Below are 25,027 nucleotides of genomic sequence, written 5' to 3'. Positions count from 1 at the left end.
CGGCCTTGAATTCGCGGCAAATAAATCACCGAGGGGCGCGTAACAGACGCGTCCCGGCTCTTTAAGAGATCTATCGAATGACCCTGAAGACCATCGAAGGTACCTTCATCGCCCCTAAAGGCCGCTACGCTCTGGTAGTGGGCCGTTTCAACAGCTTCGTCGTTGAAAGCCTGGTCAGCGGTGCAGTTGATGCCCTGGTTCGCCATGGCGTGAGCGAAAGCGACATCACCATCATCCGCGCTCCTGGCGCCTTCGAAATCCCGCTGGTTGCGCAGAAAGTCGCTCAGAAAGGCGAGTTCGCGGCAATCATCGCCCTGGGCGCGGTCATTCGTGGCGGTACTCCGCACTTCGAATACGTGGCGGGCGAATGCACCAAGGGCCTGGCCCAGGTGTCCATGGAGTTCGGCGTACCGGTCGCTTTCGGCGTCCTGACCGTTGATTCCATCGAGCAAGCCATCGAACGTTCCGGCACCAAGGCCGGTAACAAAGGTGCCGAAGCTGCCCTGTCCGCTCTGGAAATGGTCAGCCTGCTGGCGCAGTTGGAGGCCAAGTGATTAGCGACGAAAGCGATCGTTTCAACCCGCGCGATCCAAAGCCTGCGGATGCCGGCAAGCCATCGAAAAGCGCCAAGCGTCGCGAAGCCCGTCAGCTCGCGACTCAGGCACTGTATCAATGGCACATGGCCAAGCAGTCGCTGAACGAAATCGAAGCGCAGTTCCGGGTCGATAACGATTTCACCGATGTCGATGGCGCCTATTTCCGCGAAATCCTGCACGGGGTTCCGCAGTTCAAGACCGAAATCGATACCGCACTCAAGCCTTGCCTGGACTTGACCATCGAAGAGCTCGACCCGGTTGAACTGGCGGTTCTGCGCCTGTCCACCTGGGAACTGCTCAAACGCGTCGACGTGCCATACCGCGTTGTGATCAACGAAGGTATCGAACTGGCGAAGGTCTTCGGTTCCACCGATGGCCACAAGTTCGTCAACGGCGTGCTCGACAAGCTGGCTCCGCGTCTGCGTGAAGCTGAAGTGAAGGCGTTCAAGCGCTGATCGGCGCTTGTAACGTCGGCACGAAGCCATGGGCGAGTTTGAGCTGATCCGCAATTTCTTTGCCGCCGCGCCTTGTGCGCAGGGCGGCGAAGGCGTTGCTCTCGGCATCGGCGATGACTGCGCCTTGCTGGCTGTTCCTCCCGGGGAGCAGTTGGCGATTTCCACCGACACCCTCGTGGCCGGTGTGCATTTCGCAGATCCTTGCGACCCGTTTCTGCTGGGTCAGCGCTCGCTGGCCGTGGCAGTCAGCGACCTGGCCGCCATGGGCGCCACCCCCGTTGCCTTTACCCTTGCCCTGACATTGCCGACGGTGACCGCCGATTGGCTGCAAGCCTATTCCCGTGGTTTGAACCGGATGGCGCAAAGCTGTGGCGTAGCGCTGGTGGGGGGTGACACGACCCGTGGGCCGCTGAGCCTGACCATGACCGTGTTCGGACGTGTGCCGGCCGGTCTGGCGCTGACCCGCAGCGGTGCGCAACCGGGCGATCTGCTGTGTGTCGGCGGCGACCTGGGCAATGCCGCCGGTGCCTTGCCATTGGTGCTCGGCCAGCGCACGGCCGAAGCGAGCATTGCCGAACCGTTGCTGGCGCATTACTGGTCGCCGCAACCGCAGCTCGGATTGGGTCAGGCGCTGCGTGGCAAGGCCACCTCGGCCATGGATATCTCCGATGGTCTGCTCGCGGATTGCGGGCATATCGCGCTGGCCTCGAAGGTCGGTATCGAAGTCGAACGGGACCGTTTGCCGTTGTCCCGGAGCCTGGTCGACTTTCTCGGTCAGTCGGACGCACAGGTTGCGGCCCTGAGCGGTGGCGACGATTACGTCCTGGCCTTCACCTTACCGTCCGTCGAGTTACCGCTGTTGCTGGCCGACGGCTGGCCGATACACGTGATCGGGCAGGTGGTGACGGGGCAGGGCGTGAGGTTGCTGGACGCCGATGGCAAAGACATCACCCCGCAAACCCGGGGCTATCAACATTTTCGGGAGACACCGTGACAGATCACCCCAAACAGGTCCCGGCGGAAAACGTACCGCCGTCGGTCTGGCGCAATCCATGGCATTTCCTGGCGTTCGGCTTCGGCTCGGGCACCTTGCCAAAGGCACCGGGCACCTGGGGGTCGTTAGTTGCGCTACCCTTCATCCCGTTATGGCAGATGTTGCCCGATTGGGGCTACTGGCTGATGCTGGGCATCACCATGCTGTTCGGCTTCTGGCTGTGCGGCAAGGTGGCCGACGATTTGCGGGTGCACGACCATGAAGGCATCGTCTGGGACGAGATGGTCGGGATGTGGATCACCCTGTGGCTGGTGCCGGAAGGTTGGCAGTGGCTGCTGGCGGGTTTCCTGATGTTCCGCTTCTTCGATATTCTCAAGCCGTGGCCGATTCGCTGGATTGATCGGCACGTACACGGCGGTGTCGGGATCATGCTCGATGATGTCCTGGCCGGGGTGTTTGCATGGTTGGCGATGCAGGGACTGATGCGGATTTTCGCCTGACCTGGAGGTCATGAGGCGTTAAGTGGGAGCGCATTAACTGGGAGAACTAAGGATGGCTCGACGCGGGTTGATGGTGCTGGTGTTTGCCGTGTTTTGCTCACTCGTCCACGCGGGGGAGATCGCGACGACACCGTCGGTGATTCACCTGGCCAGCGAAGAATGGGAAGACTACACCGCCGCTGATGGCCATGGGCTGGGCTGGGACGTGCTGCGGCAGGTCTTTGAACCGGCAGGCGTCAAGATCGACATCCGCACCGAACCTTACTTGCGTGCCATGGGGCTGGCCCAGCGCGGCGAAGTGGACGCTTGTGTCGGTTCCTACCGGGGCGAGTCCGACGAACTGCTCTATCCGCACTGGAATTTCGATACCGATCACATCTACGCCCTGGGGCTGGCCAGCAGCCCGGTGCCGACCCCGGAAACCCTGGGCAATTACCGACTGGCCTGGGTACGCGGCTACGATTACCAGGATTACCTGCCCAACATACGCCACTACGACGAAGTGATCCGGCGCACCAGCATCGTCTCGATGCTGACTTACAAACGTGCCGACTTCTACATCGATGCTCTGACCGAAGTCGATTATGTCCTCAATCGGGCCAGGGATCCGTCCCAGTTCCGCCGCACCCATGTCGCCGAATTGCCGCTGTATCTGTGTTTTGCCAAGACGCCCGAAGCTCGCACATTGATGGCCCTGTTCGACCGGCGCATGGAGGAACTGGTGAAAAACGGCGAGCTGAAACCTATTTTCGAGCGCTGGAAACAGCCTTATCCGTTCGATTCGAACTGATCGCAATCTTACGACTGGTGATTAACCCTGTAGGAGTGAGCCTGCTCGCGATGGCGGTGTATCAGCCACACATTCGCCAACTGAAAGTCCGTCATCGCGAGCAGGTTCGCTCCCACAGAGGGCCGGGCAGCCCGAATATCAAACTTTTTGATAGTTATCGCCGATAATTCAGCCTAAGCGCCCGTCGGAACCTGCTGTTACAATGCCGGCCTGCGAATCTTCAGTCTCTTTAGATCAGGAGCACAACGGTGCCTGTCGTTTTTGTCGCCGCTTCCAAGCTGCCAACGCCTTTTGCGCAATTCACCATGCACGGCTTTCTCGATGAAGCTACCGGCCGCGAGCACGTTGTGCTGAGCCTGGGTGAGATCGCCGACGGTGCCCCGGTACTCGGCCGGTTGCATTCCGAATGCCTGACGGGCGATGCCTTGTTCAGCCAGCGTTGCGACTGCGGCTCGCAACTTGAGGCAGCGCTGCAGGCCATCGCCCGTGAAGGCCGTGGCGTGTTGTTGTACTTGCGTCAGGAAGGCCGCGGCATTGGCCTGCTGAACAAGATACGCGCCTATGAATTGCAGGATGGCGGTGCCGACACCGTTGAAGCCAACGAGCGTCTGGGCTTTGCCGCCGACCAGCGCGACTACGCCATGTGCCTGCCGATGCTGGAGCACCTGGGCGTGAAGTCCCTGCGCCTGATGACCAACAACCCGCGCAAGGTCAAGGCCTTGACCGACATGGGTATCGTGGTCGCCGAGCGCGTGCCGTTGCACACCGGTCATAACCCGCACAACAAACTCTACCTGGCGACCAAGGCCAGCAAGCTCGACCACATGATGGGCAACGAACATCAGGGCGAGGTCGACCGGGCGTGACCCGCGGTCAGGTGCGGCGGCGACTGTCCGTCAACTGGTGGCAATACCTGGCGCTGGCCTTGTTGCCGTTGTTCGTGATCAACGGTGTGTTCGGCCAAAGTGAAGCCATCTTGCCGGTGCTGGCGATGCCGTTGTTCATCGCCGGTGTCGCTTCGATGTTTGTCAGCCTGAAGTTTTTTGGCGCTTACAAACATGCGTTGATCGCCACCCAGAAAGCCCTCGATACCCCTGAAGAACCCGCCGCGTGGATCAGCCTGGCCGCCAAACGGCGAACGGCGTTCCTCGCCGCCGGCCTGCCGGCGTGGATCGGTGCATTGGCGGTGTTTGTCGGCCTCGAAGCCGTGCCGCTGATGCTGCTGGCACTGTCGACCCTGGTGCTGTTTTACCTCTACCGCATTCCGCGTCAACTGGGTTGATGCGTCCTGTCTGGCTGGCGTATTTGCTGCTGGCCGCCTGCGGTTCGTCGATGGCGGTCGAGCGGGTGGTCAGCCTCGCGCCATCGCTCTCCGAAATCGTTGTCGAACTGGGCTCCGCCGACCTTCTGGTAGGGGTGCTGGATGCCGGCGAACGTCCCGTCGAACTCAAGAACCTGCCATCCGTCGGTCGCTACGGTCAGTTGGACATGGAACGGCTGCTCAGCCTGAAACCCGATTTGCTGCTGCTCTGGCCCGGCAGTGTTGGCCCTGCCCAGCGCGAACAGCTGAAGCGCTTGAACATCCCCACCTTTGTCGCCGAACCCCACGACTTCGCGCAACTCACCGCACAAATCGAAGCCATTGCCTCGCAACTCGGGCGTCCGGAGCGCGGGACGGCGTTGGCTACCGATTTGCGTCGGCGGTTGGTGGAGCTGCGTCAGCGTTATCGGCGCGATCAGCCGTTACGGGTGTTCTATCAGGTCTGGGATAAGCCGCTTTACACCGTGGGTGGCGGGCAGATCATCAGCGATGCACTGGATGTTTGCGGTGTTCGCAACGTGTTTGCCGATCTGGCGTTGCCGGCTCCGCAAGTCAGTGTTGAGGCGGTGTTACAGCGTAATCCCGAGGTGATTCTGGCCAGTGATCAGGCGCAGCTGGAGGCGTGGAAAGCATGGCCGCAGGTGGCTGCGGTGGTGAGCGGGCAGTTGCTACTGGTCACCGACAAAGGCCTTGAGCGACCGAGTGGGCAGATGATTGAAGCCACGGCCAAGTTGTGCAAATTGATCGCGCCGGAGCGCTAACGCCGAGGTGCTGCCTTCGCGAGCAGGCTCGCTCCCACATTGGATCTGTGAACGACGCAAAATCCCTGTGGGAGCGAGCCTGCTCGCGAAGAGGTCAGCCCATACACCGCAAACTCCGGATCAGATCTGCGGCGTCCACGTCACCCCAAACATCCAGGCCCGACCTTCCTCGCGATACCCGAACTGGCTGCCTTCATGGCTGTACAACACCCAGCTGTAATCCTCCCACATTGGATCTGTGAACGACGCAAAATCCCTGTGGGAGCGAGCCTGCTCGCGAAGAGGTCAGCCTATACACCGCAAACTCCGGATCAGATCTGCGGCGTCCACGTCACCCCAAACATCCAGGCCCGACCTTCCTCGCGATACCCGAACTGGCTGCCTTCATGGCTGTACAACACCCGGCTGTAATCCTTGTCCAGCAGGTTATCCACCTTCAGCTCCAGCTTGATCTCGCGATTGAGTTCCCAGCTGCTGCGTAACCCCAGCAAGGCATAGCCACCCAAGGGCTGTTGATTGCTCAAGTCGTCGTAGCTGCGGCTCACCGCTTGCCAACTGGCGCCGAGCCCTAGGCGATCAAACTGCCGATCCACATCCAGGCTCATCGTGCGCCGCGCGCGACGGGCCAGGGTATGCCCCGTTCCCTGGTCCCGCGGGTCGATGATTGCCACACCAAGGTTGCTCTGCCAGCCGAACAGTTCTTGCTTCAGCGCCGCTTCGAAACCGTTGATCCGTGCCGAGGCGACGTTTTCCGGTCGCGAGTTACTGCCGAAGATGATCGCGTCTTCCAGGTCCGTTCGGTACAGCGAGGCTTCCAGGCGGCTGTTTTCGGACAATTGACTGCGCCATTGCAGCTCGTAGCTTTTCGAGGTTTCGGGCTTCAGGTCCGGGTTGCTGAAGTCCGGGTAGTACAGGTCGTTGAAGGTCGGGGCACGGAAGCCTTCGCTGTAGGTCAGCAGCACATCGTTGTCCGGGTTCAGCGGGAGGGTGAAAGTGCCGCTCCAGCTGTTCTGACCGCCAAATTGCTGGTTCTGGTCGCGGCGCAGGCCGAGTTCAGTGGAGAAGCTGTCGGTCCGGTAGCGATGCTGAATAAACGCCGCACGGTTCCAGCGACTGTCTTCGTCGAACGCCGTGGTGCTGTTGACCCGGTCTTCATACCAGTCCCCGCCGAGGATCAGGCTGTTGCGTTCATCGAGTGTCAGGTCGTTTTGCCAGCTCACCGAATCGCGGTAAGTGTTGAACACGCTGCGTTCATCGCTGAGCTTATCCAGCGTCTTTTCGCGGTTTTCGCTGTGGCCGAATTCGATGCGGGTTTTCCAGGCGTCGTTAACCCGTGCATCGACATAGCTGCTGACACTGCTCACGTCGAATTCGCTGTAGGGCTGCTGCTGGACTGATTCGAAGGTATCCAGGTCAAAGCGACCGAACGGGTTGTCGAATTCGCTCTTGCCACGGTTATCCAGCAGGTTGGCACCGATTTCGATGTCGTCGGTGAGGGCATGGCTGAGGCTCAGGCTGAACGACTTATTGCGATACGCATCGTGATCGCCATCACTGGGAAACGACTCGCGGGTGCGATTGATCCCGGCGGTCTCATCGAGGCTGGCGCCGAGGTTGAAGCGGGTCAACTCATCTCCGCCGGCTAAACCGAGGCTGCGTTCCCAGGTCTGATGGCTGCCAACGCCCACGTGCAGTTGCGGTCGCAAGCCGGGTTCGCTTCCGCGACGGGTGAAGATCTGGATCACGCCGCCGATTGCGTCGCTGCCATAAATCACCGAGCGCGAACCACGCAGCACTTCCACACGCTCGACCTGTTCGATGTTGATGTGTTGCAGGTTGCTGTCACCGGAGGTCGAGGTGCCGATCCGTTGGCCATCGACCAACACCAGACTTTGTGCCGATTGCGTGCCGCGAATGTAAACCCCCGGCAGACTGCCACGCCCACCGGTTTGCGCAATTTGTACGCCCGGCACGCGACGCAGTAGATCAGTGACGCTGTTCGGTTGCAGCCGATCAATGTCTTCGCGGGTAAACACGGTGTTGGCGGCACTGCTGTCGTTGCGTGCTTCAACCTGGCGATTGGCACTGATCAGCACATCGGGCAGCTTCAGGGCCTGGTCGCGTTCGAAGGTGTCGGCCAGCAGCGGGCCAGCCGGCACCACGGCCAGCGTCAGGATGAGGCGGGAGAGATTCATGGATTATTCGTGTTCATCAAGGACGGCGCGGTCCTTGTAGGAGCTGGCTTGCCAGCGAAGCTGTTGGCGTCCTTACGGGCGCCTTCGCTGGCAAGCCAGCTCCTACAGGAGGGAGGGGTTACAGGTTCAGCAGTTGCAGGCGTTCGCGAATCGACGCTTCGATCCCGGCCTCGTCCAGTCCGCACTCGGCCAGCATTTGCGCAGGCTTGGCGTGTTCGACGTAGACATCCGGCAAGCCCAGGTGCAGCACCGACTTGAGGATGTTTTCCCGGGCGAGGAACTCGCTGACCGCTGCGCCAGCACCGCCCATGATCGCGTTCTCTTCGACGGTCACCAGCAGTTCGTGGCTGGCGGCGATTTCACGCACCAGCGCTTCGTCCAGAGGTTTGACGAAACGCATGTCGACCACAGTGGCATCCAGTGTCTCGGCGACTTTCAGGGCCACGGCCAGTTGCACGCCGAACACCAGCAGGGCGACTTTGCTGCCCTGGCGGCGGACCACGCCTTTGCCGATTTCGATCGGTTCGAGGTTTTTCTCGATGGTCGCGTTCGGGCCGTTGCCGCGCGGATAACGTACCGCGGCCGGGCCTTCATACAAGTGACCGGTGGTGAGCATTTTACGCAGTTCGTTTTCGTCGCTCGGTGTCATCACCAGCATGCCGGGGATGCAACGCAGGAACGATAGGTCGAAACTGCCCGCATGGGTCGGACCGTCTTCACCTACCAGGCCGGCACGGTCGATGGCGAACAGCACGTCGAGGTTTTGCACCGCCACATCGTGAACGAGCTGATCGTAACCACGCTGCAGGAACGTCGAATAGATCGCCACCACGGGCTTAGCGCCTTCGCAGGCCATGCCAGCAGCGAGGGTCACGGCGTGTTGCTCGGCAATCGCCACGTCGAAGTAGCGTTTCGGGAAACGCTCGCTGAAAGCCACGAGGTCGGAACCTTCCTTCATCGCCGGGGTGATCCCGACCAGACGCGGATCGGCCGTTGCCATATCGCACAACCATTCACCGAACACACCGGAATACTTCGGTCCGCTGGCTTTTTTCGGCGCGGCGGCCGGGGCGTCCAGGGGTTCGAGTTTGGTGATGGCGTGGTAACCGATCGGATCGACTTCCGCCGGGGCGAAGCCTTTGCCTTTCTTGGTGACGACGTGCAGGAATTGCGGGCCTTTCAGATCGCGCATGTTACGCAGCGTGGCGATCAGGGTCGGCAGGTCGTGGCCATCGATCGGACCGATGTAGTTCCAGCCCAGCTCTTCGAACAGCGTGCCGGGGACCAGCATGCCCTTGGCGTATTCTTCGGTGCGCCGGGCGATTTCCCAGGCACCGGGCAGGCGCGACAGCACTTTCTTGCTGCCTTCGCGCATGCTCGCGTAGGTGCGGCTGGAAAGGATTTTCGCCAGGTAGTTCGACAGACCGCCGACATTGCGTGAGATCGACATGTCGTTGTCGTTGAGGATCACCAGCATGTTGGCGTCCACTTCCGGCGCATGGTTCAGCGCTTCGAACGCCATGCCCGCGGTCAGGGCGCCGTCGCCGATCACGGCAATCGCCTTGCGATCACTGTTTTGCAGGCGGGCGGCAATCGCCATGCCCAGCGCCGCACTGATCGAGGTGCTGGAGTGGCCGACGCCAAAGGTGTCGTACTCGCTCTCGGAACGGCGCGGGAAGGCGGCAACGCCGTCTTTCTGGCGCAGGGTGCCCATGCGCTCGCGACGACCGGTGAGGATTTTGTGTGGATAAGCCTGATGACCCACGTCCCACACCAGCCGGTCGTCCGGGGTGTCGAAAACGTAATGCAACGCGATGGTCAGCTCGATCACGCCCAGGCCGGCGCCGAAATGCCCACCGGTCTGACCGACCGTGTAGAGCAATTCCAGGCGCAACTCATCGGCCAGGGTTTCCAGCTCGGCTTCGCCTAACCGGCGCAGGCCGTCCGGCGTGTTCGCGCGGTCGAGCAGGGGCGTGGTTGGGCGCTTGCGGGGAATCTCATGAAACGTCGTGGGCATCAGGCGAATCGTTATAGGTATAAAAGATGCGGCAGTTTACCTGATGCATCGGTCCCTGCCCACGCGTTGGTCTTTTTTGGCGGATACGCCGTCAGTGACGGCGCTCGACGATATACCGGGCCAGATCGCGCAATGGCTCGGCCGCCGCGTCAAACGGTCGCAGTGCGTGCAGCGCCTGATCGCGCAGTTCCAGGGCGTAGGCCTTGGCGGCGTCGAGCCCGAGCAGGGACGGGTAGGTCGGCTTGTCGCGGGCAATGTCGGCGCCCTGGCGTTTGCCGAGGGTTTCGGTATCGCTTTCGACGTCGAGGATGTCGTCCTGGACCTGGAACGCCAGGCCGATGGCCTGTGCATAAGTCTGCAGGGATTTGAGTTCGTCCTTCTCGGCACGGCCACTGGCCAGGGCACCGAGTGTGACGCTGACTTCGATCAGTGCGCCGGTTTTGTGCCGGTGCATGTATTCGAGGGCTTTCTGATCGAGCTTCAGGCCGACCGAGCCCAGATCGATGGCTTGACCACCGACCATGCCCGCCGGGCCTGCGGCCTGCGCCAGCGCGCTGACCATTTGCAGGCGAATGTCCGCGTCAGCGTTGCTCAGGCGCGGGTCGAGCAGGGCGCTGAAGGCCAGGCTCTGCAAACCGTCGCCGGCGAGGATCGCGCAGGCTTCATCGAATTTCTTGTGGGTGGTGGGTTGGCCGCGACGCAGATCGTCGTCGTCCATCGCCGGCAAATCGTCATGCACCAGCGAATAAGCGTGGATCAACTCCACCGCGCAGGCTGCGCCGTTGGCTTGCTCGGCCTTGCCGCCCAGCGCTTCGCATGCGGCATAGGCCAGCAATGGACGCACGCGCTTGCCACCGTTCATCACGCTGTAGCGCATGGCTTCGTACAGGCGCGCCAGCTCTGGGCTCGGCGCGGTGAACAGGGTTTCCAGGGCGGCGTTGACGCGGACCTGGCTGGTCGCCGAATACGCTGCAATCATTCTGGTTGATCCGCTTCGAAGGGTTCCTCGGCCAACTCGCCATCACGCTCGAGCAGCACCTGAACCTTTTGCTCGGCCTGGGCCAGCGCCGCCTGGCAATCGCGGGTCAGCCCGATGCCTTGCTCGAAAGCGGTCAGCGAGTCTTCCAGCGACAATTCACCGTTCTCCAGACGCTCCACCAGCGTTTGCAGGTCAGCGAGGGACTGTTCGAAATCCAGTGCAGCTTTTTTGCGGGCCATGGCGGCGATTTCCGGTTGACGTTAAACCGGCGCGACACTAGCAGATAGGGGGTTTATGGGCAAATGAGCGGGGTGTTTGCGCCACGTATTACAGGGCGGAACCGGACCTGTCCCTTGTAGGAGCGAGCCTGCTCGCGATGGTGGTCAACGATAACGCGCAAAACCTGATGCGCTGCGGCGCCCTCAGGTTTTTCGCGAGCAAGCTCGCTCCTACAGGAAATAGTCGAACTCGTCGCACGAGTTATTCGGCTCATTTTGTGAGCCGAATACAGTCGCTAATCGGCTCACCGTCCACCCCCAACCGTGATTCGCGCCGCATTGCAGGATTGATCTGATTGTGAGGTTCCAGCTGAACGTCTAACCTTCGCGCCATCGACGGCCCAATATTCACGGGTCTTTCGGACGAAACGCAGTATCCGGATCTGTAACGCGCCGAGGATCAGGCGCAAGGTTTCGTCATGCATGGCAGGAGGCATCACATGCGTTTATTTCTTTTGCTGCTGATCGGGTTGGCTACCGCGCCCGTGATTTTGGCCGCGCCGAGCGCCGAGTTATCGGAACCGGTGGGCGGCTGGCGCTTCAACGGGTTGCTGGACCGCACGGAAAACCCGCAAGTCGCCTATCCCACGCCGCCCATCGACCGCGGCGTGCAGCGCAATCGCACGATGATCGAGGGTCAGCTCAAGGCCATCGGTACGCAACGCGGCCCCCACACCCTGGCGGTCAATGGCAATCCACTGAACCTGTACACCGACGATCAAGGGCGTTTCGCCCGACCCTATGCCTTCGGCGCCGGTTCCAACAGCGTCGAAGTGCGCAGCGCCGAAGGCCAGTCGCTCAAGCGCGTTCAATTCTTTGAGGCCAACAATTTGCGCACACCCGCGCGAATTCGCGTGGTGTTGGGTTGGGACGATCCCAAAGCCGAACTCGACTTGCACATTATTACCCCTGATGGCCAGCACGCGTTCTGGGCTCACTCGGCGCTGACCAACGGCGGCGGCCTCGACCCGGACGGCGTCGACGGCCCCGGTCCGGAAATGTTCACTATGACCGCACCGCTGCATGGCACTTATCTGGTTTACGTGAACTATTGGGGCAACTTCGGCAGCGGCGGCTATAACTTCGATGAGGCCAGCAACCAGAACGAAGTGATCACTTCTCAGATCAACCTGGTGCTCAACGAAAACACCGTCGACGAAAAACGCGAAACCTTCATCGTGCCCCTGCGCGCGATCGGTGACCTGCTGCTGGTCAAGACTTTCAACTATTGAGCATCCCGCCACACGGATGAAATGGGTTTTTGAACATGAGTGAAAATGCTGCAGCCCCGGCCGCCGAAACGCCCGGTGTCAAACCATCCCGCCGTTGGCCGGCCATAATCGTCGGGCTGTGTCTGGTCGTGGGTGTGGCTGGCGGAATGGGCTGGCTGATGCATAAAAGCAAGACCCCGGCACCGCAACTGGCGGCGGAAAAGCTCGGCATGAGCCGTCCCGATGGCTTGCTGGAAACCCGGTCCCTGAGCCAGTTGCCCAAGGACTTGCTGGCGGTGCCGTTCCTCAAGGAGACCCTGACCGAAGATTTCGTCTTCTATTACGAAACCCACGCCGATCGCCTCGGGCTGATCGGCAGTCTGCGGCGGATCATTTATGAGCATGACCTGAAGTTGCAGGACACCTTGATCGAGCAGTTGTTCGATCAGCCGGCCGATGTGGCGCTGTGGCGCGGGGCCGATGGGCGACTGAAGGATTTCCTGCTGGTGATGGATCGCGGCGGCCTGGCCAAGGTGCTGGAACCGCTGGCGAAAGTGGCGTTGGACGATTCGCAACTGAGCAAGATCGCTGACGTTAAAGTCGGCGCCGATGACGTGGCGCTTTATCAACTCACCTACAACGCCAGCAAGGCGCTGTTGTTCGCTTCCCATGGCGACAAATTGGTGGTGATGTCGAATCCGACCAAGCTTTATGACCCGCAAAGCGGGGTGACGCAGGAGCCGGGCAGTGTCTCGACCCAAGCCATCGCCGCACTGCTGGGCGGCGACAAACTGTTCCCTGAAGCCTTCGGCCTGCCGCCCCGTGCACCGGAGGTGAAGCAGCGGCTGTCGGTCAATGCCAGCGTGTTGGCCATGGGGTATCAGCGTTTTATCCCGAACTTCGCCGGCCTGCGTTTCGACATGGACGACAAAGGTTGGCACAGCTTCCTCGCCATGGACGAACTGGACAATCAGCCGGACTTCGATTTCAAACCGGTCTGGCAAGCCATGCCCATGGGTGCCAGCGCTTGTGTGGCCTTGCCCCTGGCCGCCGAACAACAGAAACCGTTGTTGGTAAAACTCGGCGCCGAAGAGAACGTGGCCCAGGCCTTGACCGAACACATTGCCGGTGCGGCCGGCCTGTGCTGGTACGCCGATTCGCGGCTGTACACGCCGTTGCTAGTGGCCAGCCTGAATGACAAAGACAGCGCCAAACGGGATGACGATCTGGGCAAACTGTTTGGCTCGATGGTCGGCGCCTACGAAGGCAAGGTTGAAGAGCATGCATTCCCGGTGGTGGAGAAGCAGGAAGGCCAGGTTCATCAGTGGCAGCGCCAGGTCAGTTCCAACTTCGGCCCCTATGCGGCCAAGGACGCCGAGCACCCGGACGCGATCACCGGCAAGGCCTTCATGCGCGTGAGCCTGGCCCGTCATGGTTCGATGTTGCTGTTTTCCCTCGATGACAAGCTGGTGGACAAGGCGCTGGGCACCCTCGATAAGCGTTTCCCACCGATGGCCGATGTGGTGCCCAAAGATGTGCTGATGCCGATCTATTTCGGCCCGGACGCCATGGCGCAACTGATGCAACAGGAGACCCTCGACAGCCTGCCTCAGGACATGGAACCGGTGTTCTACAACGCCGCGCAAACCTGGCTGATCCCGAAACTGCGTACCCTCGGCGGTTACGGCAAGTACGCCCTGACATTGCCCGAGGGCAGCGAACCCGACGGCCATTGGCAATGGCTGCCGCTAATGTGGAAAGCGCTGTGACTGGACTGATCCGAAGCCTGCGCCTGCTGGCGCTGTTGCTGCTGACGGCACCGGCATTGGCCGTCGAAACACCGGCGCTGGATGTGCAGCAGTCCCAAGTGTTCCGCGCCTGGTTCGTGCGCATCGCCCAGGAGCAACTGAGCCAGGGCCCGAGTCCGCGCTGGTATCAGCAAGATTGCGCCGGGCTGGTGCGCTTCGCCGCCAACGAAGCGCTGAAAGTCCACGACGAGAAATGGCTGCGCAGCAATGGCCTGTCCAATCGTTACCTTCCTCCGGAATTGCAACTGAGCGATGCCCAGCGCGGTCTCGCCCAGCAATGGCAGCAGGGCGGCGGCAAGGTCGGACCGTACGTCAACGCGATCAAGTTGATCCAGTTCAACAGCCATCTGGTCGGCCGTGACGTGGCCCAGGCCCGGCCAGGTGACCTGATGTTTTTCGATCAGGGCGACGACCAGCACCTGATGATCTGGATGGGCCGCTACATCGCCTATCACACCGGCACCACGACCCCCACCGATAACGGCATGCGTTCGGCAAGCCTGCAACAACTCATGACATGGAAGGACACCCGATGGATACCCGATGCAGCCAACCCCAACTTCATCGGCGTCTATCGACTGAATTTTCTCGCCCAATGATCGGTGCCCGCATGCTGCGTTTCCTGCCTCTGCTGTTGCTCCTGGTGTTGCCTTTTTCGACGGTCAGCGCCGAAGACACCGTCGAGCCGAGCGGATATTCGCCCGTGGCCGGTGAAAGTTTTTTCCTGTTAGCCGACAGCAGTTTCGGCAGTGACGAACAGGCCATGGTGCGCCTCGAAGCGCCCGGGCGTGACTACCGCCGATTCCGCATGGAGCCTTACGGCGGTGCCGACATTCGCGTGTACCGCATCGATAAGCCACTGGACTTTCTCAAGCGCCAGAAGAACCTGCACCGCGTGGTCAGCGACGGACAGTTCAAGGGCGAAGGTCTGTCCAACACGCTCGCGTACCTGTGGGACAACTGGTACCGCAAATCCCGTCGGGTGATGCAGCGGGCGTTTTCCTACGAGTCGCGCAAACAAGTCACCGAGCAAGTGCCGGAACTGAAGATGGGCGCCGCCATGGCCGCGCCAACGCCCTACGAGGCGCAGCCGCAATTCGCGCTGATTCCCGGCCTGCCGGTGGTCAGCCAGTTTCGTTATCCACTGTGGCAAGCCAAACCCATCCAGCCACCCGAAGGTGTCAACCTCGCCGGGTCTTCCAGCGAATTCGTCAGCGTTGCGCCGGGTAACGTGTATATCCCGTTGGGCAATCTGAAACCGGGCCTGTATCTGGTCGAAGCACTGATCGGCAAGTACCGCGCGACCACCATGGTTTTCGTTTCCAACACAGTGGCCGTGAGCAAGATTACCGGTGACGAATTGCTGGTGTGGGCTGCACGCAAGCACGAGGGCAGTTCGGTGTCCAAGGTCAATGTCCTGTGGACCGATGGCCTGGGCGTGATGAGCAGCGGCGCCACCGATGCCGAGGGGTTGCTGCGGTTGAAACACGTCAGCCCCGAACGTTCGTTCGTGATCGGCGAGGACGAGGAGGGAGGCGTTTTCGTCTCGGAAAACTTCTACTACGACAGCGAAATCTACGACACCAAACTCTACGCCTTCACGGACCGGCCGCTGTATCGGCCGGGGGATTGGGTGTCGCTGAAAATCGTCGGACGCGAATTCAAGAATGCACGGGATTCGGTGCAGCCGGCCGCCGCCGACGTCAACGTGACCGTGCTGGATGCGACCGGTACGGCGCTGCAAACTCTCGATTTGAAGCTCGACTCCAAGGCTGGTACTCAGGGCCGTTTCCAGTTGCCCGACAATGCCGTGGCCGGTGGTTATGAGCTGCGTTTCAGCTACAGGGATCAGGCCTACAGCAGCGCCTTTCGCGTGGCGGAATACATCAAGCCGCACTTCGAGATTTCGCTGAACCTGGCCAAGCAGGACTACCGCACCGGCGAGGCGGTGAAAGGCAATCTGGTGCTGCTGTACCCGGACGGCAAGCCGGTGGCCAACGCCAAACTCAGTCTGAGCCTGCGCGCCCAGCAACTGTCGATGGTCGACAACGAGCTGCAATACCTCGGGCAATTCCCGGTGGAGCTGACCAGCACCGAACTGACTACCGACGCCAAGGGCAACGCCACCCTCGACCTGCCGGCCGCCGAGAAACCGAGCCGTTACATGCTCACCGTGTTCGCCAGTGATGGCGCCGCGTACCGGGTCAAGACCACCAAGGAAATCCTCATCGATCGCGCTGCGGCGAACTTTCGTTTGAGCGCACCGCAGCGCTTCAGTGCGGTGGGCGACAAGGTTGCATTCAGCTACGCCAATGAAAGCGAGCAAGCCGAAACGGTCGCGCCGAGCAGTTACGGTTGGGTTCGCCTGGAAGATCAGAGCACCGGTGAAGGCAAACTGACGGCGACCGATAAAGGCTTCACCCTGGCCTTCGAGCGTCCGGGCACCTATAACCTGACGCTCAGGGATGACCACGGTCGAACCCTGGGCGCTACCGGGCATTCCGTCACCGGCGATGGCGTCAAAGCAGTGCCAGGCACCGTGGAAATCGTCCTCGACAAGCCCGAATACAAGGCGGGCGATGAAGCGCTGGCGCTGATCACGTTCCCCGAGCCGATCAGCGATGCACTGCTGTCGCTGGAGCGCGACAAGGTCGAGGCCACCGCACTGCTCTCCAAGGGTGGCGACTGGCTGAAGATGGAAAAACTCAGCGACACCCAATACCGCGCCCGCATTCCGGTGAAGGAGAACTTTGCGCCGAACCTGACGTTCTCGGTGCTGTACACCAAGGGCGGCCAGTACAGCTTTCAGAACGCCGGGATCAAGGTGATTACCCCGCAGATCGACGTTGCCATCGCTACCGACAAGGACACCTATCAACCCGGTGACACAGTGTCCGTGGACTTGACCACGCAGTTCGCCGGCAAGCCGGTCCCCGCGCATCTGACGGTCAGCGTGGTCGACGAAATGGTCTACGCGCTGCAACCGGAAGTGGCGCCGACCATCGACCAGTTCTTCTACCACCCACGACGCAACAACGTGCGCACCAGTGCCAGTCTGTCGTTCATCAGCTATGACGTCGCGTTGCCGGGCAGCCCTGGGGCACCGGGCAAGGCCAATCGCAGCGAACGTGGGGTGAAAGTGCTGGAGCGGCCGCGTCGTGAAGATGTGGACACCGCCGCGTGGCAACCGGAGCTGGTGACCGACGCCAATGGCAAGACCCAATTCACCTTCAAGATGCCGGACTCCCTGACCCGCTGGCGCATCACCGCCCGGGCCATCGCCGATGACGGCGCAGTGGGGCAGAGGAAGCAGTTCGTGCGCTCGGAAAAACCGCTGTACCTGAAATGGAGCGGACCGAACAAATTCCGCACAGGCGATAAACCGGATCTCGGCGTGTTCGCGTTCAGTCAGGCGCAAAACCCGGTCAAGGCTGAACTGGTGATTCATTACGCGGGCACTGATCAGCGTGTTCCCGTCACGCTGAACAGCGGCATCAATTACATCCCGTTGCCGGCGTTCGCGCTGACCAATGGCGAATGGACTGCCGAGCTGGTGCAGGACGGCAAGACCGCCGATGCCTTGGCAGTGCGTTTGACCGCCTCCGGTGAAGGTTGGCAGGTCACGCAAAGCCAAAGCCTGGACGTGGCCAGTGGTGATACGCCGCTGAGCTTGCCGGCAGACGCCACCGACATCCGACTGCGTCTGGATGACAGTCCGCAAGCGCTGTTCCGCTCGGCGCTCGATGATCTGCTGAGCTATCCGTATGGCGGTGTCGAGCAGACCGCCAGTCAATTACTGCCGCTGAGCATCGCCTATCCGACGTTGTCGTCGAACCCGCAGATTCGCGATCGCTTGCGCCTGATCATGCAGAACAGCCGCTTGCGCCTGGTGCAAATGGCCGGGCCTTCGGCGAGTTTCACCTGGTGGGGCATGGACGGCGAGCCGGATGCGTTCCTCACCGCCTACGCGTATTACGCCGACTGGCACGCGAGCAAAGTGCTGGAGCTGAGCCTGCCACCGAAGCATTGGCTGCGGGTGCTGGAGGTTTACGCCAAGCAGTCGAAAAACACGCCGCTGTTGCAGCGTGCGCTGATCCTGTCGTTCGCCAGGCAGATGCAACTGCCGGTGAATACCTTGCTCAGTGGTTTGATCGAGGAGCTGGCGAAAGCGGGTGAGGGCAACGCCGCGAATCTGATGGAGGATGGCGAAGACAGCCTCGTCATGAGCGATCCGGATTCAGCGCTTGGTTTGGCGGCGGCTCGGGTGTTGACCGCCTCTTTGGCCAAGCAATCGAAAGTCACCGCGCCGGACGCATTCACTCGGCAAATGCCCGACGCGCAGCAGCGATTGGCCGTCAGTTCCCAGCCATTTGCAGAGGCCTTGAACCTGTCATTGCAACCCTTCGATCAGGCTCGCGCGACATCGCTGTTGCAGCGCTTGCTCCCGCAACAATCGACGCTGGAACGCGCATTGGCGCTGACCTGGTTGCAACGCAGCATCGAACAGGCCTCGCCCATCCTCGCGCTGGCGCCCGGTGAAGGCTGGAAGAAAAAACACGGTGATACCGGTGAGATGTACTGGACATGGGAAGGGGCTTCGCCCGTGCCTGCGGTGTTGTCGTTGACCGGGACACAAGAGCGGCCGCTGCGAGCCGCGTTGAGTTTCCAGACCCGGCAGCCGCCGGTGGAGCCGATGGCCCTCAGCATCACCCGACGCCTGTCGCGACTGGTGCCGGGTGACGAAGCCTTCACCTTCAAGCTGGAGCCGGTCGGCGCCACGCCGTTGTCCAGCGACAGCCTGTATCTGGATGAAGTGATCCTCACCGGCAAGGCTGCCAGACCGTTGCGCTATGGCCTGCTCGAAGTGCCGCTGCCACCGGGCGCCGATGTCGAGCGCACCACCTGGGGTATCAAGCTCATGGGCAAGGCGGGCACCGAGCCGACGGCGCTGGAAAAGGCCCGTTTCGAGCCGGGGCAACTGGCCTACGCGGTGCCGGTGGATGCGCTGAGCGGTGAATTGCGGCTTCGGCATCTGGTGCGTTTCTCGCAGAAGGGCCAGTTCAATTTGCCGCCAGTGCGTTTCACCCAGGTGTATGCGCCACAGCATCAGGCTCAGGAACAGAAACCGGCGCTCGGTCAGGTCACGGTCCACTGACATGTTCCGGCCTCTGGTCTGCCTGTTGCTGTGTTTGATCCCTGTGCTGACCCTGGCGCAGGACGAACCGTTACGTCTGGCATTCAAGGGTGAGCTGTTGTCGTTGAGCCGTACACAGCTGCTGGCCCGCGAACCGCTGCCCGACACCTTGCAGGCACCGCTGGGCAGTGTGTGGAAGCTGTTTGTGTATGGCTGGCTGGTGGACACCGGCGCCCGTGAGCCGGCTTATGAATGTCGCGGGCAGTCGAAAGAGGAAGTGTATTGCTGCACTGCGGGAGGCAAGATCGAGCGGGATCAGGCGTTGGTGAAATCCTGCGGCTTGTATTTTGACCCGGCGCGCCTGGGCATTACCGATGCAGATTGGCGGACGTACTGGCAAGCGCGGCAGGCGCCGCCGTGGTTATTGAATGTGCGGTCGTTGCAGCCTGCTACCCGTGTTTCGGTCGCGGAGTTGTTGCGCATGCTGGCGGTGATGCCGGCGCAGGAACAGGCGCGACGGGTGCTGCTCGACGTGATCCTCAACGCCGCTGACGGCAACGTCGTGGGCGAGCTCGGCAGCCGGTTGCGAGTGAAGACCTGGAGCTGGCTGGGGGATCAGGATGTTGCGTCGCGTCAGGGCGGGTTCGCGGGCTGGACGGCGGACGGCTCGCCGATCTGGGCGGGTGGACGCGGGACCAGTCAGCGGGTTTTGCGCGATTATGCTGCGGCGTTATCGGCAGTCGTGCCTGTTGAGTGGCCCGCAGACGCGGGACGTTGTGTTGAAGTCAGCCTGTTCTCCCGCTATCCACTTGAACGGGTATTGTCGGGAAGCAGCGAAGTGCCGTCGGGGCCGTTGCGGGGCGACTATCGTGTCGAGTTCGCCAACGGCAATCAGCTGGATATCCACAGTGACGGCGAGCTTTTTTTACTCCAGGGCAAACTCGTCGCCCGCCTGGATCGTGAAGAATATGTCGCCCGCGTGCTTCAGCGAGAAGCGACCCCCGAGCCCGTCGAGGCCGCCAAAGCCCTGGCCGTGGCCATCCGCACCTACCTGTTGCAAAACGCCACGCGCCACGGCGATTGCCTGAGCATTGACGACAGCAGCCAGCGCCAGCGGGTCGCCCCCCGTCCCGCGTCCGTTGAAGCACGCACTATCGCCGCCTGGACCAGCGATCTGGTGCTGGCCGGCAGCAGTGTTACCTACCATTCCGATCAACCCGGGCCGGACAAGCTGTCCTGGCAGCAAGCCATCGAGCAGGCCAGCGCCGGCCAACGCTACGACACCATTCTGCTGCACGCCTATCGACGCGCCAGCCTCAGCCGTTGGGACAATCCCATCGCTTCCTGCGAAGCACTGCCTGCCGCACAGGACTGGCTGCAGAAACAGCGGCGCAGTTGGCGCCCGACGCTGGAAAGCGAAACCGGCTACAACGAAGTCAGCACGTTCGCCGTCTGCCGCCTGACCTTCGGTCGGCCCTATGTCGACCGTGAACGCCAGCGTATCTACGTGCGTGGCGTGCTCTCGCTGCAAGACCGCCTCGACCTGACCCACGAATACCTGCACCTGGCCTTCGAAGCACACCCCAATGGCCAGGATGAAACCTACATCGAAGGGCTCGCCCGCCACCTTTTGCTGGAATAGACCATGACACTCCGTTATCCACAGGTCTTGCTGTTGCTCTGTTCATTGCTGGCGCTACCGCCGGCAATGGCGCAAGGCGTCAAACTCGACACCCCGGTCGGTGGCTGGCGCACCGGCGCGCCCGAAGGCGAGGGCGAAAACTTCCGCCAGACCGTCAACTACCCGGCCTCTTCGGTCAACACCCCGGCAGGACAGGCCAACACCGCGCGCATCAGCGGCCAGATCAAAGCCCCCCCCAAGACCAACGACCCCGGCCGGCTGATCGTCAACGGCGTCAGCATGCCACTGAAAATCGACCCCGCCGGCCGCTTCGATCGACCGTTCTCATTCCCCAACGGCAGCAACAGCGTCGAAATCCGCAGCCCTGACGGCCAACAACGCCAACGCACGCAATTCCTGAACGCCAGTAGTGGAGCCACCCCCGCCAAGTTGCGAGTGCTGCTGGCCTGGGACAGCGACGGCACGGACCTGGACCTGCACCTCATCACCCCCGACGGTGCGCACATCTGGTACGGCGACCGCGTCGCCCCCAACGGCGCTGCACTCGATGTCGACGTCACCACCGGCTACGGCCCGGAAATCTTCGCCATGCCGGCACCGATCAAAGGGCAGTATCTGGTGTATGTGAACTACTTCGGCGGGGGCTATCGCAGTGATGAAGAAGGGCAGGAGGAGGCGGTGCAACCGTTGACCACGGCGCAGGTGACGGTGATTACCGAGGAGGGGACGCCGAGTGAGAAGATGGAAACATTCCTGGTGCCGATGCGGGCGGTGGGGGAGTTGACGTTGGTTAAGGGGTTTAGTTATCCGTGACTGAAACTCTCGGATAACGACTTATTTTCGGGCATTAAAAAGCCGGCTTGTGGCCGGCTTTATGTGTTGTATATGTTGTTGATTTTTAACAATATTTTATTTTTCAATGTGACTGGCCCCCCATTTATCCCCCCATGCTTACCTCGCGTATGGAATTCCGTAGTCGGGAGCCGTGCTGACTTCGAATTGTACTGTGGTCTGCATTCCTCAAGATAGGAGGCATATGGGGCAGACTCCTGCGAAGAGTTTCATCCCGAGTTTCTGCTCAAGCAACAAAAAACGTAAGACCTGCATGACTGCTTGCCATATCGGTTTCCAATATTCAGAATGCGCAAAATGAGAAAAGTGTTCCCAGAGGATCGAAGATGACCACCCACGAAATTTTCCAGCCCTTTGCTCTATTGCGCGAAAAAGCCGGTATGAGCATCGAGGATGTGATGGAGCTGACTGGAAAGTCGAAAAGCAGCGTCTATCGCTGGGAGAAAGGTCAGGTTCCAGCAGAAAAGCTGGCTATCAAGGTGATGAATGAGCGTATTGCCCGTGCGAATCGTACCCATGGCGACAGGAAAGACGCAGCCTTTCGCTTTGTTGATCTGTTTGCCGGTATCGGTGGTATGCGCAAGGCATTCGAGGGTGCAGGTGGCCGCTGTGTCTTCACCAGTGAGTGGAACAAGTATTCCCGAATGACCTATCAGGCCAACTTCGACTGTGACCATGATGTGGCTGGTGATATCACGAAAATTGAAGCCTCCGAAATTCCTGAGCATGATGTGCTTGTCGCTGGGTTCCCCTGCCAACCTTTTTCGATTGCTGGTGTGTCCAAAAAAATCTCGTTGGGACGTGCCCATGGCTTCCAGGACAAGACTCAAGGAACCTTGTTTTTTGATGTGGCCCGAATTATCGAGCATCACCGCCCTGCTGCATTCCTGCTAGAAAATGTTAAGAACCTGAAGGGGCACGACAAGGGGCGGACGTTCCAAACCATCATGGAAACCCTCAAGGACGAGCTTGGTTACAATGTCCATTTTCGTATTGTGGATGCTCAGCACTGGGTCCCCCAGCATCGTGAGCGTATCTTCATTGTGGGTTTCCGCGACGACGTACCGTTTAACTTCGACCAACTTGTTTTGCCAGAAAGCTCCCCGGTTCTAGGAGATATCCTTCATCCGGAGAACGGGGATGAAGAAGCTGAATCTCCCTTCACTACAGGCGACCTAGCTGCGGTCGCCGAGAAATATACCCTTACCCCTAAGCTCTGGGATTACCTACAGGCTTACGCCGACAAACACAAAGCCGCTGGCAACGGTTTTGGATTCGGTATCAATGGCAGGGATGACGTGACCCGAACCCTTTCTGCGAGATACTACAAAGACGGTTCCGAGATTCTAGTGCATCAAAACGGTAAGCGTCCGCGTCGATTGACTCCCCGCGAGTGCGCCCGGCTGATGGGCTTCGACATGCCAGGGGAGCCTCTATTCGATATTCCGGTTTCGGATACGCAGTCATACAAACAATTTGGTAATGCGGTGGTGGTGCCCAAAGTAAGGGCAATCGCGCAGTTGATGCGTCCGCACGTCGAGGCAATTCTCCACAGCGCCCGGACGCACGACCCGAAGCTAGCTATTGCTGACTTGTTTGAGCAAGAAGCTACTGCATGACAGATGTTGTCAGCTCCGAGAAACGGAGCCAGATGATGTCCGGAATTCGGTCAAAAGACACCAAACCCGAGATGCAGGTTCGGCGTTATTTGCATGCGCAAGGCTTCAGGTTCCGGTTGCACGACAAGAGTCTGCCCGGAAAACCTGACCTTGTGTTACCGAAGTGGAAAGCAGCCATTCTTGTGCATGGCTGCTTCTGGCACTGGCACGAGTGCCGATACTTCAAACTTCCCCAAACCAATACCGAGTTTTGGAGGGAGAAGCTCGCCGCTAACAAGCGCAGAGATGAAGCGAGCTGTATTCAGCTTGGAGCTTTGGGGTGGCGTGTCTTCATCGTCTACGAATGTGCTTTGCGGGAAGACGCTGAAAAATCGCTTAAGTCCCTAGCAGCCTCCATTGTCGGCGACACCAAGATTACGAGTCCTTGAACTGCACCTTGATCCCCTTGTTGAGCCAGATGGTGCGCCGCCTTCTAAGCTCTGTTCTAAAGAAGTCTCGGAAGGTGATCACATTTTCATGACCGCTGTACTCTGTATATGCGGAGTCTTTGAGCTTCTCGGGTACAACCAAGTAGATGCGATTTTCTCGCATTTCTTCAATGGTTGCTCCGGTAATACTTTCGTCAACGGTGCCAAGGTACAAGTCGGAAGCCTTGTTCTCGCTTAGCACCTGCTTCCAGCGCTCGCGCAGCAATGTCTTGAGGCTCAGGATGAGCGCATCATCACGGTCTCGATTTGGATCTTTGTAGGTCTTCAGAGATGGCAGGATGAAATCGGGCCGCTGGTTGCCGATGAAGCGCTGTTCCTGAAAGGGGATGCCGCCATCGGTCAGCATTCGCTTGACGTGCAGCTCGAAAGAATAGCCTGCCCTGCTTTTTGCACGTTGACCGGCGCTGACCATTACTTCTTTGTAGATATCATCGAACTTGGTGACTAGCTCCGTGACCACAGTCGCCAAGTCTGGAGGAGTCTTGCCTCCCGACAGCATGTGAAGCAGTTTTGCCGAGTAGTGGCGAGCCGAATGTTGGCGGAACAAGCGGTACTCGATATCCCTGCTGATCTCCATTAGGGCATCACCGGGGCACTCCAGCTTAAACGGGTTCAAATTTCTCGGTTTACCCGAATTTCCCGTTTCGGACTTTCTTAAGAACTCAGTCTGTGCCAGTGCGGCCAGCTCAGCAGATTTCGGAAATGCGCAAGCTGCCCAAAGGCTTTCAATGCGTCCCGCCGCCAAGGCTTGGAGCAACTCCTTGATAAAATCGCGAGAGGCCACGTCTGGACGGATGGCATGCTCCACATCGATGAGTCTGCACTCGAATGCTGAATCCAGCTCAAATGTGGTCTCGATATACGTTGAGCCTTCTTCATCTGCGGAATCAATTACCAGGCAGTGGTAGGTCACTCCAGACGCGTCTTCATGTCGGCCTGCGAGGAACCATGAAGCAGGAGCGATACCAGCAAACTCTTTCTTTGGTACACCTGTCAGATGGCACTCAGTGCTTTTTTTTGAATGATTTTCCTGTCCTGATTTTTTGCCCTTATTTGAATAGTTTACCAGTCGTGACCTCTTGACTTCTCCCGTACGAACCCAGTATGTCTGGATGCGGCAATCGTAAATGTGCTCCGCACTTGTGGTTGCATTAGAGAGGTCCGGAAAAAATGAATCCTCTCGTAGGTCAATGGGGATATACGGGCCATTTTGGTGGTTGGTCTTTGGCTTATCGGCCCATTTTTGATCATTGTTCTTTGGCCCATCGGCCCATTTTCGATCATTATTCGAAAGCTTCTTGATCGCGATCTTCGGGCAATTCTGGAGAATTTGCTCGATCAGGCTAATAGACGACTCCGTAACAAAAACAGACATGCTTCACATCTC

Annotated in this window: 21 protein-coding genes; 16 read left to right on the top strand and 5 right to left on the bottom strand. The window is 60.1% G+C overall.

What is annotated here, in order from left to right:
* The first annotated feature begins 77 nt into the window (after window positions 1–77).
* The 8 genes from ribE to BJ917_RS31145 all read left to right on the top strand — a co-directional run bounded on the left by ribE (window position 78) and on the right by BJ917_RS31145 (window position 5,417).
* Complete coding sequence (ribE, locus tag BJ917_RS31180; RefSeq protein ID WP_003228649.1) at window positions 78–554, top strand: 6,7-dimethyl-8-ribityllumazine synthase; 477 nt, start codon at window positions 78–80, stop codon at window positions 552–554.
* Window positions 551–1,051, top strand: coding sequence for a transcription antitermination factor NusB (gene nusB, locus BJ917_RS31175; RefSeq protein ID WP_095197200.1), 501 nt, complete (start codon window positions 551–553; stop codon window positions 1,049–1,051). The genes ribE and nusB overlap by 4 nt, the downstream gene beginning before the upstream one ends.
* A 28-nt stretch (window positions 1,052–1,079) precedes the next feature.
* Window positions 1,080–2,045: a thiamine-phosphate kinase gene (thiL, locus tag BJ917_RS31170; protein WP_121106055.1), complete on the top strand. Its 966-nt coding sequence runs from the start codon at window positions 1,080–1,082 to the stop codon at window positions 2,043–2,045.
* Complete coding sequence (locus BJ917_RS31165; protein WP_096514821.1) at window positions 2,042–2,545, top strand: phosphatidylglycerophosphatase A; 504 nt, start codon at window positions 2,042–2,044, stop codon at window positions 2,543–2,545. Before thiL ends, BJ917_RS31165 begins: the two co-directional genes overlap by 4 nt.
* Window positions 2,546–2,597: 52 nt before the next feature.
* Complete coding sequence (locus BJ917_RS31160) at window positions 2,598–3,335, top strand: ABC transporter substrate-binding protein (RefSeq protein ID WP_121106054.1); 738 nt, start codon at window positions 2,598–2,600, stop codon at window positions 3,333–3,335.
* 248 nt (window positions 3,336–3,583) lie between these two features.
* Window positions 3,584–4,201, top strand: a complete 618-nt coding sequence (gene ribA, locus BJ917_RS31155; protein ID WP_044465292.1) for a GTP cyclohydrolase II — start codon at window positions 3,584–3,586, stop codon at window positions 4,199–4,201.
* Window positions 4,198–4,617 (top strand): MFS transporter, encoded by a 420-nt coding sequence (locus BJ917_RS31150; RefSeq protein WP_096514824.1) that lies wholly within the window; start codon window positions 4,198–4,200, stop codon window positions 4,615–4,617. Before ribA ends, BJ917_RS31150 begins: the two co-directional genes overlap by 4 nt.
* On the top strand, window positions 4,617–5,417 hold the full coding sequence (locus tag BJ917_RS31145; protein WP_096514826.1) for a cobalamin-binding protein: 801 nt from the start codon (window positions 4,617–4,619) through the stop codon (window positions 5,415–5,417). The genes BJ917_RS31150 and BJ917_RS31145 overlap by 1 nt, the downstream gene beginning before the upstream one ends.
* A gap of 311 nt (window positions 5,418–5,728) precedes the next feature.
* On the opposite strand, the gene BJ917_RS31140 is transcribed toward BJ917_RS31145, so the two are convergent.
* From BJ917_RS31140 to BJ917_RS31125, 4 genes are all read right to left on the bottom strand, one after another.
* Window positions 5,729–7,612: a TonB-dependent receptor domain-containing protein gene (locus tag BJ917_RS31140; protein ID WP_121106053.1), complete on the bottom strand. Its 1,884-nt coding sequence runs from the start codon at window positions 7,610–7,612 to the stop codon at window positions 5,729–5,731.
* A gap of 118 nt (window positions 7,613–7,730) precedes the next feature.
* On the bottom strand, window positions 7,731–9,629 hold the full coding sequence (gene dxs, locus BJ917_RS31135; protein WP_121106052.1) for a 1-deoxy-D-xylulose-5-phosphate synthase: 1,899 nt from the start codon (window positions 9,627–9,629) through the stop codon (window positions 7,731–7,733).
* Window positions 9,630–9,720: 91 nt separating this feature from the next.
* Window positions 9,721–10,608 carry a (2E,6E)-farnesyl diphosphate synthase gene (ispA, locus tag BJ917_RS31130; protein WP_096514832.1) on the bottom strand — a complete coding sequence of 296 codons (888 nt, stop codon included), beginning with the start codon at window positions 10,606–10,608 and terminating at the stop codon, window positions 9,721–9,723.
* A complete protein-coding gene (locus BJ917_RS31125) occupies window positions 10,605–10,847 on the bottom strand; it encodes an exodeoxyribonuclease VII small subunit (RefSeq protein ID WP_056743654.1) in 243 nt (80 codons plus the stop codon). The genes ispA and BJ917_RS31125 overlap by 4 nt, the downstream gene beginning before the upstream one ends.
* Before the next feature lie 479 nt (window positions 10,848–11,326).
* On the opposite strand from BJ917_RS31125, the gene BJ917_RS31115 reads away from it, so the two are divergent.
* The 8 genes from BJ917_RS31115 to BJ917_RS31080 all read left to right on the top strand — a co-directional run bounded on the left by BJ917_RS31115 (window position 11,327) and on the right by BJ917_RS31080 (window position 23,580).
* Window positions 11,327–12,118: a YfaP family protein gene (locus tag BJ917_RS31115; RefSeq protein ID WP_096514836.1), complete on the top strand. Its 792-nt coding sequence runs from the start codon at window positions 11,327–11,329 to the stop codon at window positions 12,116–12,118.
* Between the two features lie 35 nt (window positions 12,119–12,153).
* Complete coding sequence (locus tag BJ917_RS31110; protein ID WP_121106050.1) at window positions 12,154–13,866, top strand: DUF2138 domain-containing protein; 1,713 nt, start codon at window positions 12,154–12,156, stop codon at window positions 13,864–13,866.
* Window positions 13,836–14,504, top strand: coding sequence for a DUF1175 domain-containing protein (locus BJ917_RS31105; RefSeq protein WP_121106049.1), 669 nt, complete (start codon window positions 13,836–13,838; stop codon window positions 14,502–14,504). The genes BJ917_RS31110 and BJ917_RS31105 overlap by 31 nt, the downstream gene beginning before the upstream one ends.
* Window positions 14,501–19,060 (top strand): alpha-2-macroglobulin, encoded by a 4,560-nt coding sequence (locus BJ917_RS31100; RefSeq protein WP_121106048.1) that lies wholly within the window; start codon window positions 14,501–14,503, stop codon window positions 19,058–19,060. The genes BJ917_RS31105 and BJ917_RS31100 overlap by 4 nt, the downstream gene beginning before the upstream one ends.
* 1 nt (window position 19,061) lies before the next feature.
* The gene (locus BJ917_RS31095; RefSeq protein WP_121106047.1) at window positions 19,062–20,681 is read left to right on the top strand and encodes a DUF2300 domain-containing protein; all 1,620 of its coding nucleotides are present in this window, start codon (window positions 19,062–19,064) and stop codon (window positions 20,679–20,681) included.
* A gap of 3 nt (window positions 20,682–20,684) precedes the next feature.
* Window positions 20,685–21,494 carry a YfaP family protein gene (locus BJ917_RS31090; RefSeq protein ID WP_121106046.1) on the top strand — a complete coding sequence of 270 codons (810 nt, stop codon included), beginning with the start codon at window positions 20,685–20,687 and terminating at the stop codon, window positions 21,492–21,494.
* Window positions 21,495–21,859: 365 nt separating this feature from the next.
* On the top strand, window positions 21,860–23,152 hold the full coding sequence (gene dcm / locus BJ917_RS31085) for a DNA (cytosine-5-)-methyltransferase (RefSeq protein WP_121106045.1): 1,293 nt from the start codon (window positions 21,860–21,862) through the stop codon (window positions 23,150–23,152).
* Window positions 23,149–23,580: a very short patch repair endonuclease gene (locus tag BJ917_RS31080; RefSeq protein ID WP_121106044.1), complete on the top strand. Its 432-nt coding sequence runs from the start codon at window positions 23,149–23,151 to the stop codon at window positions 23,578–23,580. The genes dcm and BJ917_RS31080 overlap by 4 nt, the downstream gene beginning before the upstream one ends.
* On the opposite strand, the gene BJ917_RS31075 is transcribed toward BJ917_RS31080, so the two are convergent.
* Window positions 23,567–25,015, bottom strand: coding sequence for a type II restriction endonuclease (locus tag BJ917_RS31075; RefSeq protein ID WP_121106043.1), 1,449 nt, complete (start codon window positions 25,013–25,015; stop codon window positions 23,567–23,569). The genes BJ917_RS31080 and BJ917_RS31075 overlap by 14 nt on opposite strands.
* Window positions 25,016–25,027 lie beyond the last annotated feature (12 nt).

The sequence above is a fragment of the Pseudomonas sp. WPR_5_2 genome (assembly GCF_003634475.1).
In the GTDB taxonomy this organism is placed as follows: domain Bacteria; phylum Pseudomonadota; class Gammaproteobacteria; order Pseudomonadales; family Pseudomonadaceae; genus Aquipseudomonas; species Aquipseudomonas izuensis.
Note: the sequence above shows the minus strand (reverse complement) of the source record. Positions and strands in the feature narration are given on the sequence as shown.

Bases quoted from the DNA above. Each gene is read 5' to 3' on its own strand.
- ribE (WP_003228649.1), top strand. From the start codon at position 78: ATGACCCTGAAGACCATCGAAGGTACCTTCATCGCCCCTAAAGGCCGC.
- thiL (WP_121106055.1), top strand. From the start codon at position 1,080: ATGGGCGAGTTTGAGCTGATCCGCAATTTCTTTGCCGCCGCGCCTTGT.
- BJ917_RS31160 (WP_121106054.1), top strand. From the start codon at position 2,598: ATGGCTCGACGCGGGTTGATGGTGCTGGTGTTTGCCGTGTTTTGCTCA.
- BJ917_RS31145 (WP_096514826.1), top strand. From the start codon at position 4,617: ATGCGTCCTGTCTGGCTGGCGTATTTGCTGCTGGCCGCCTGCGGTTCG.
- BJ917_RS31140 (WP_121106053.1), bottom strand. From the start codon at position 7,612: ATGAATCTCTCCCGCCTCATCCTGACGCTGGCCGTGGTGCCGGCTGGC.
- dxs (WP_121106052.1), bottom strand. From the start codon at position 9,629: ATGCCCACGACGTTTCATGAGATTCCCCGCAAGCGCCCAACCACGCCC.
- ispA (WP_096514832.1), bottom strand. From the start codon at position 10,608: ATGATTGCAGCGTATTCGGCGACCAGCCAGGTCCGCGTCAACGCCGCC.
- BJ917_RS31125 (WP_056743654.1), bottom strand. From the start codon at position 10,847: ATGGCCCGCAAAAAAGCTGCACTGGATTTCGAACAGTCCCTCGCTGAC.
- BJ917_RS31115 (WP_096514836.1), top strand. From the start codon at position 11,327: ATGCGTTTATTTCTTTTGCTGCTGATCGGGTTGGCTACCGCGCCCGTG.
- BJ917_RS31110 (WP_121106050.1), top strand. From the start codon at position 12,154: ATGAGTGAAAATGCTGCAGCCCCGGCCGCCGAAACGCCCGGTGTCAAA.
- BJ917_RS31105 (WP_121106049.1), top strand. From the start codon at position 13,836: ATGGCTGCCGCTAATGTGGAAAGCGCTGTGACTGGACTGATCCGAAGC.
- BJ917_RS31100 (WP_121106048.1), top strand. From the start codon at position 14,501: ATGATCGGTGCCCGCATGCTGCGTTTCCTGCCTCTGCTGTTGCTCCTG.
- BJ917_RS31095 (WP_121106047.1), top strand. From the start codon at position 19,062: ATGTTCCGGCCTCTGGTCTGCCTGTTGCTGTGTTTGATCCCTGTGCTG.
- BJ917_RS31090 (WP_121106046.1), top strand. From the start codon at position 20,685: ATGACACTCCGTTATCCACAGGTCTTGCTGTTGCTCTGTTCATTGCTG.
- dcm (WP_121106045.1), top strand. From the start codon at position 21,860: ATGACCACCCACGAAATTTTCCAGCCCTTTGCTCTATTGCGCGAAAAA.
- BJ917_RS31080 (WP_121106044.1), top strand. From the start codon at position 23,149: ATGACAGATGTTGTCAGCTCCGAGAAACGGAGCCAGATGATGTCCGGA.
- BJ917_RS31075 (WP_121106043.1), bottom strand. From the start codon at position 25,015: ATGTCTGTTTTTGTTACGGAGTCGTCTATTAGCCTGATCGAGCAAATT.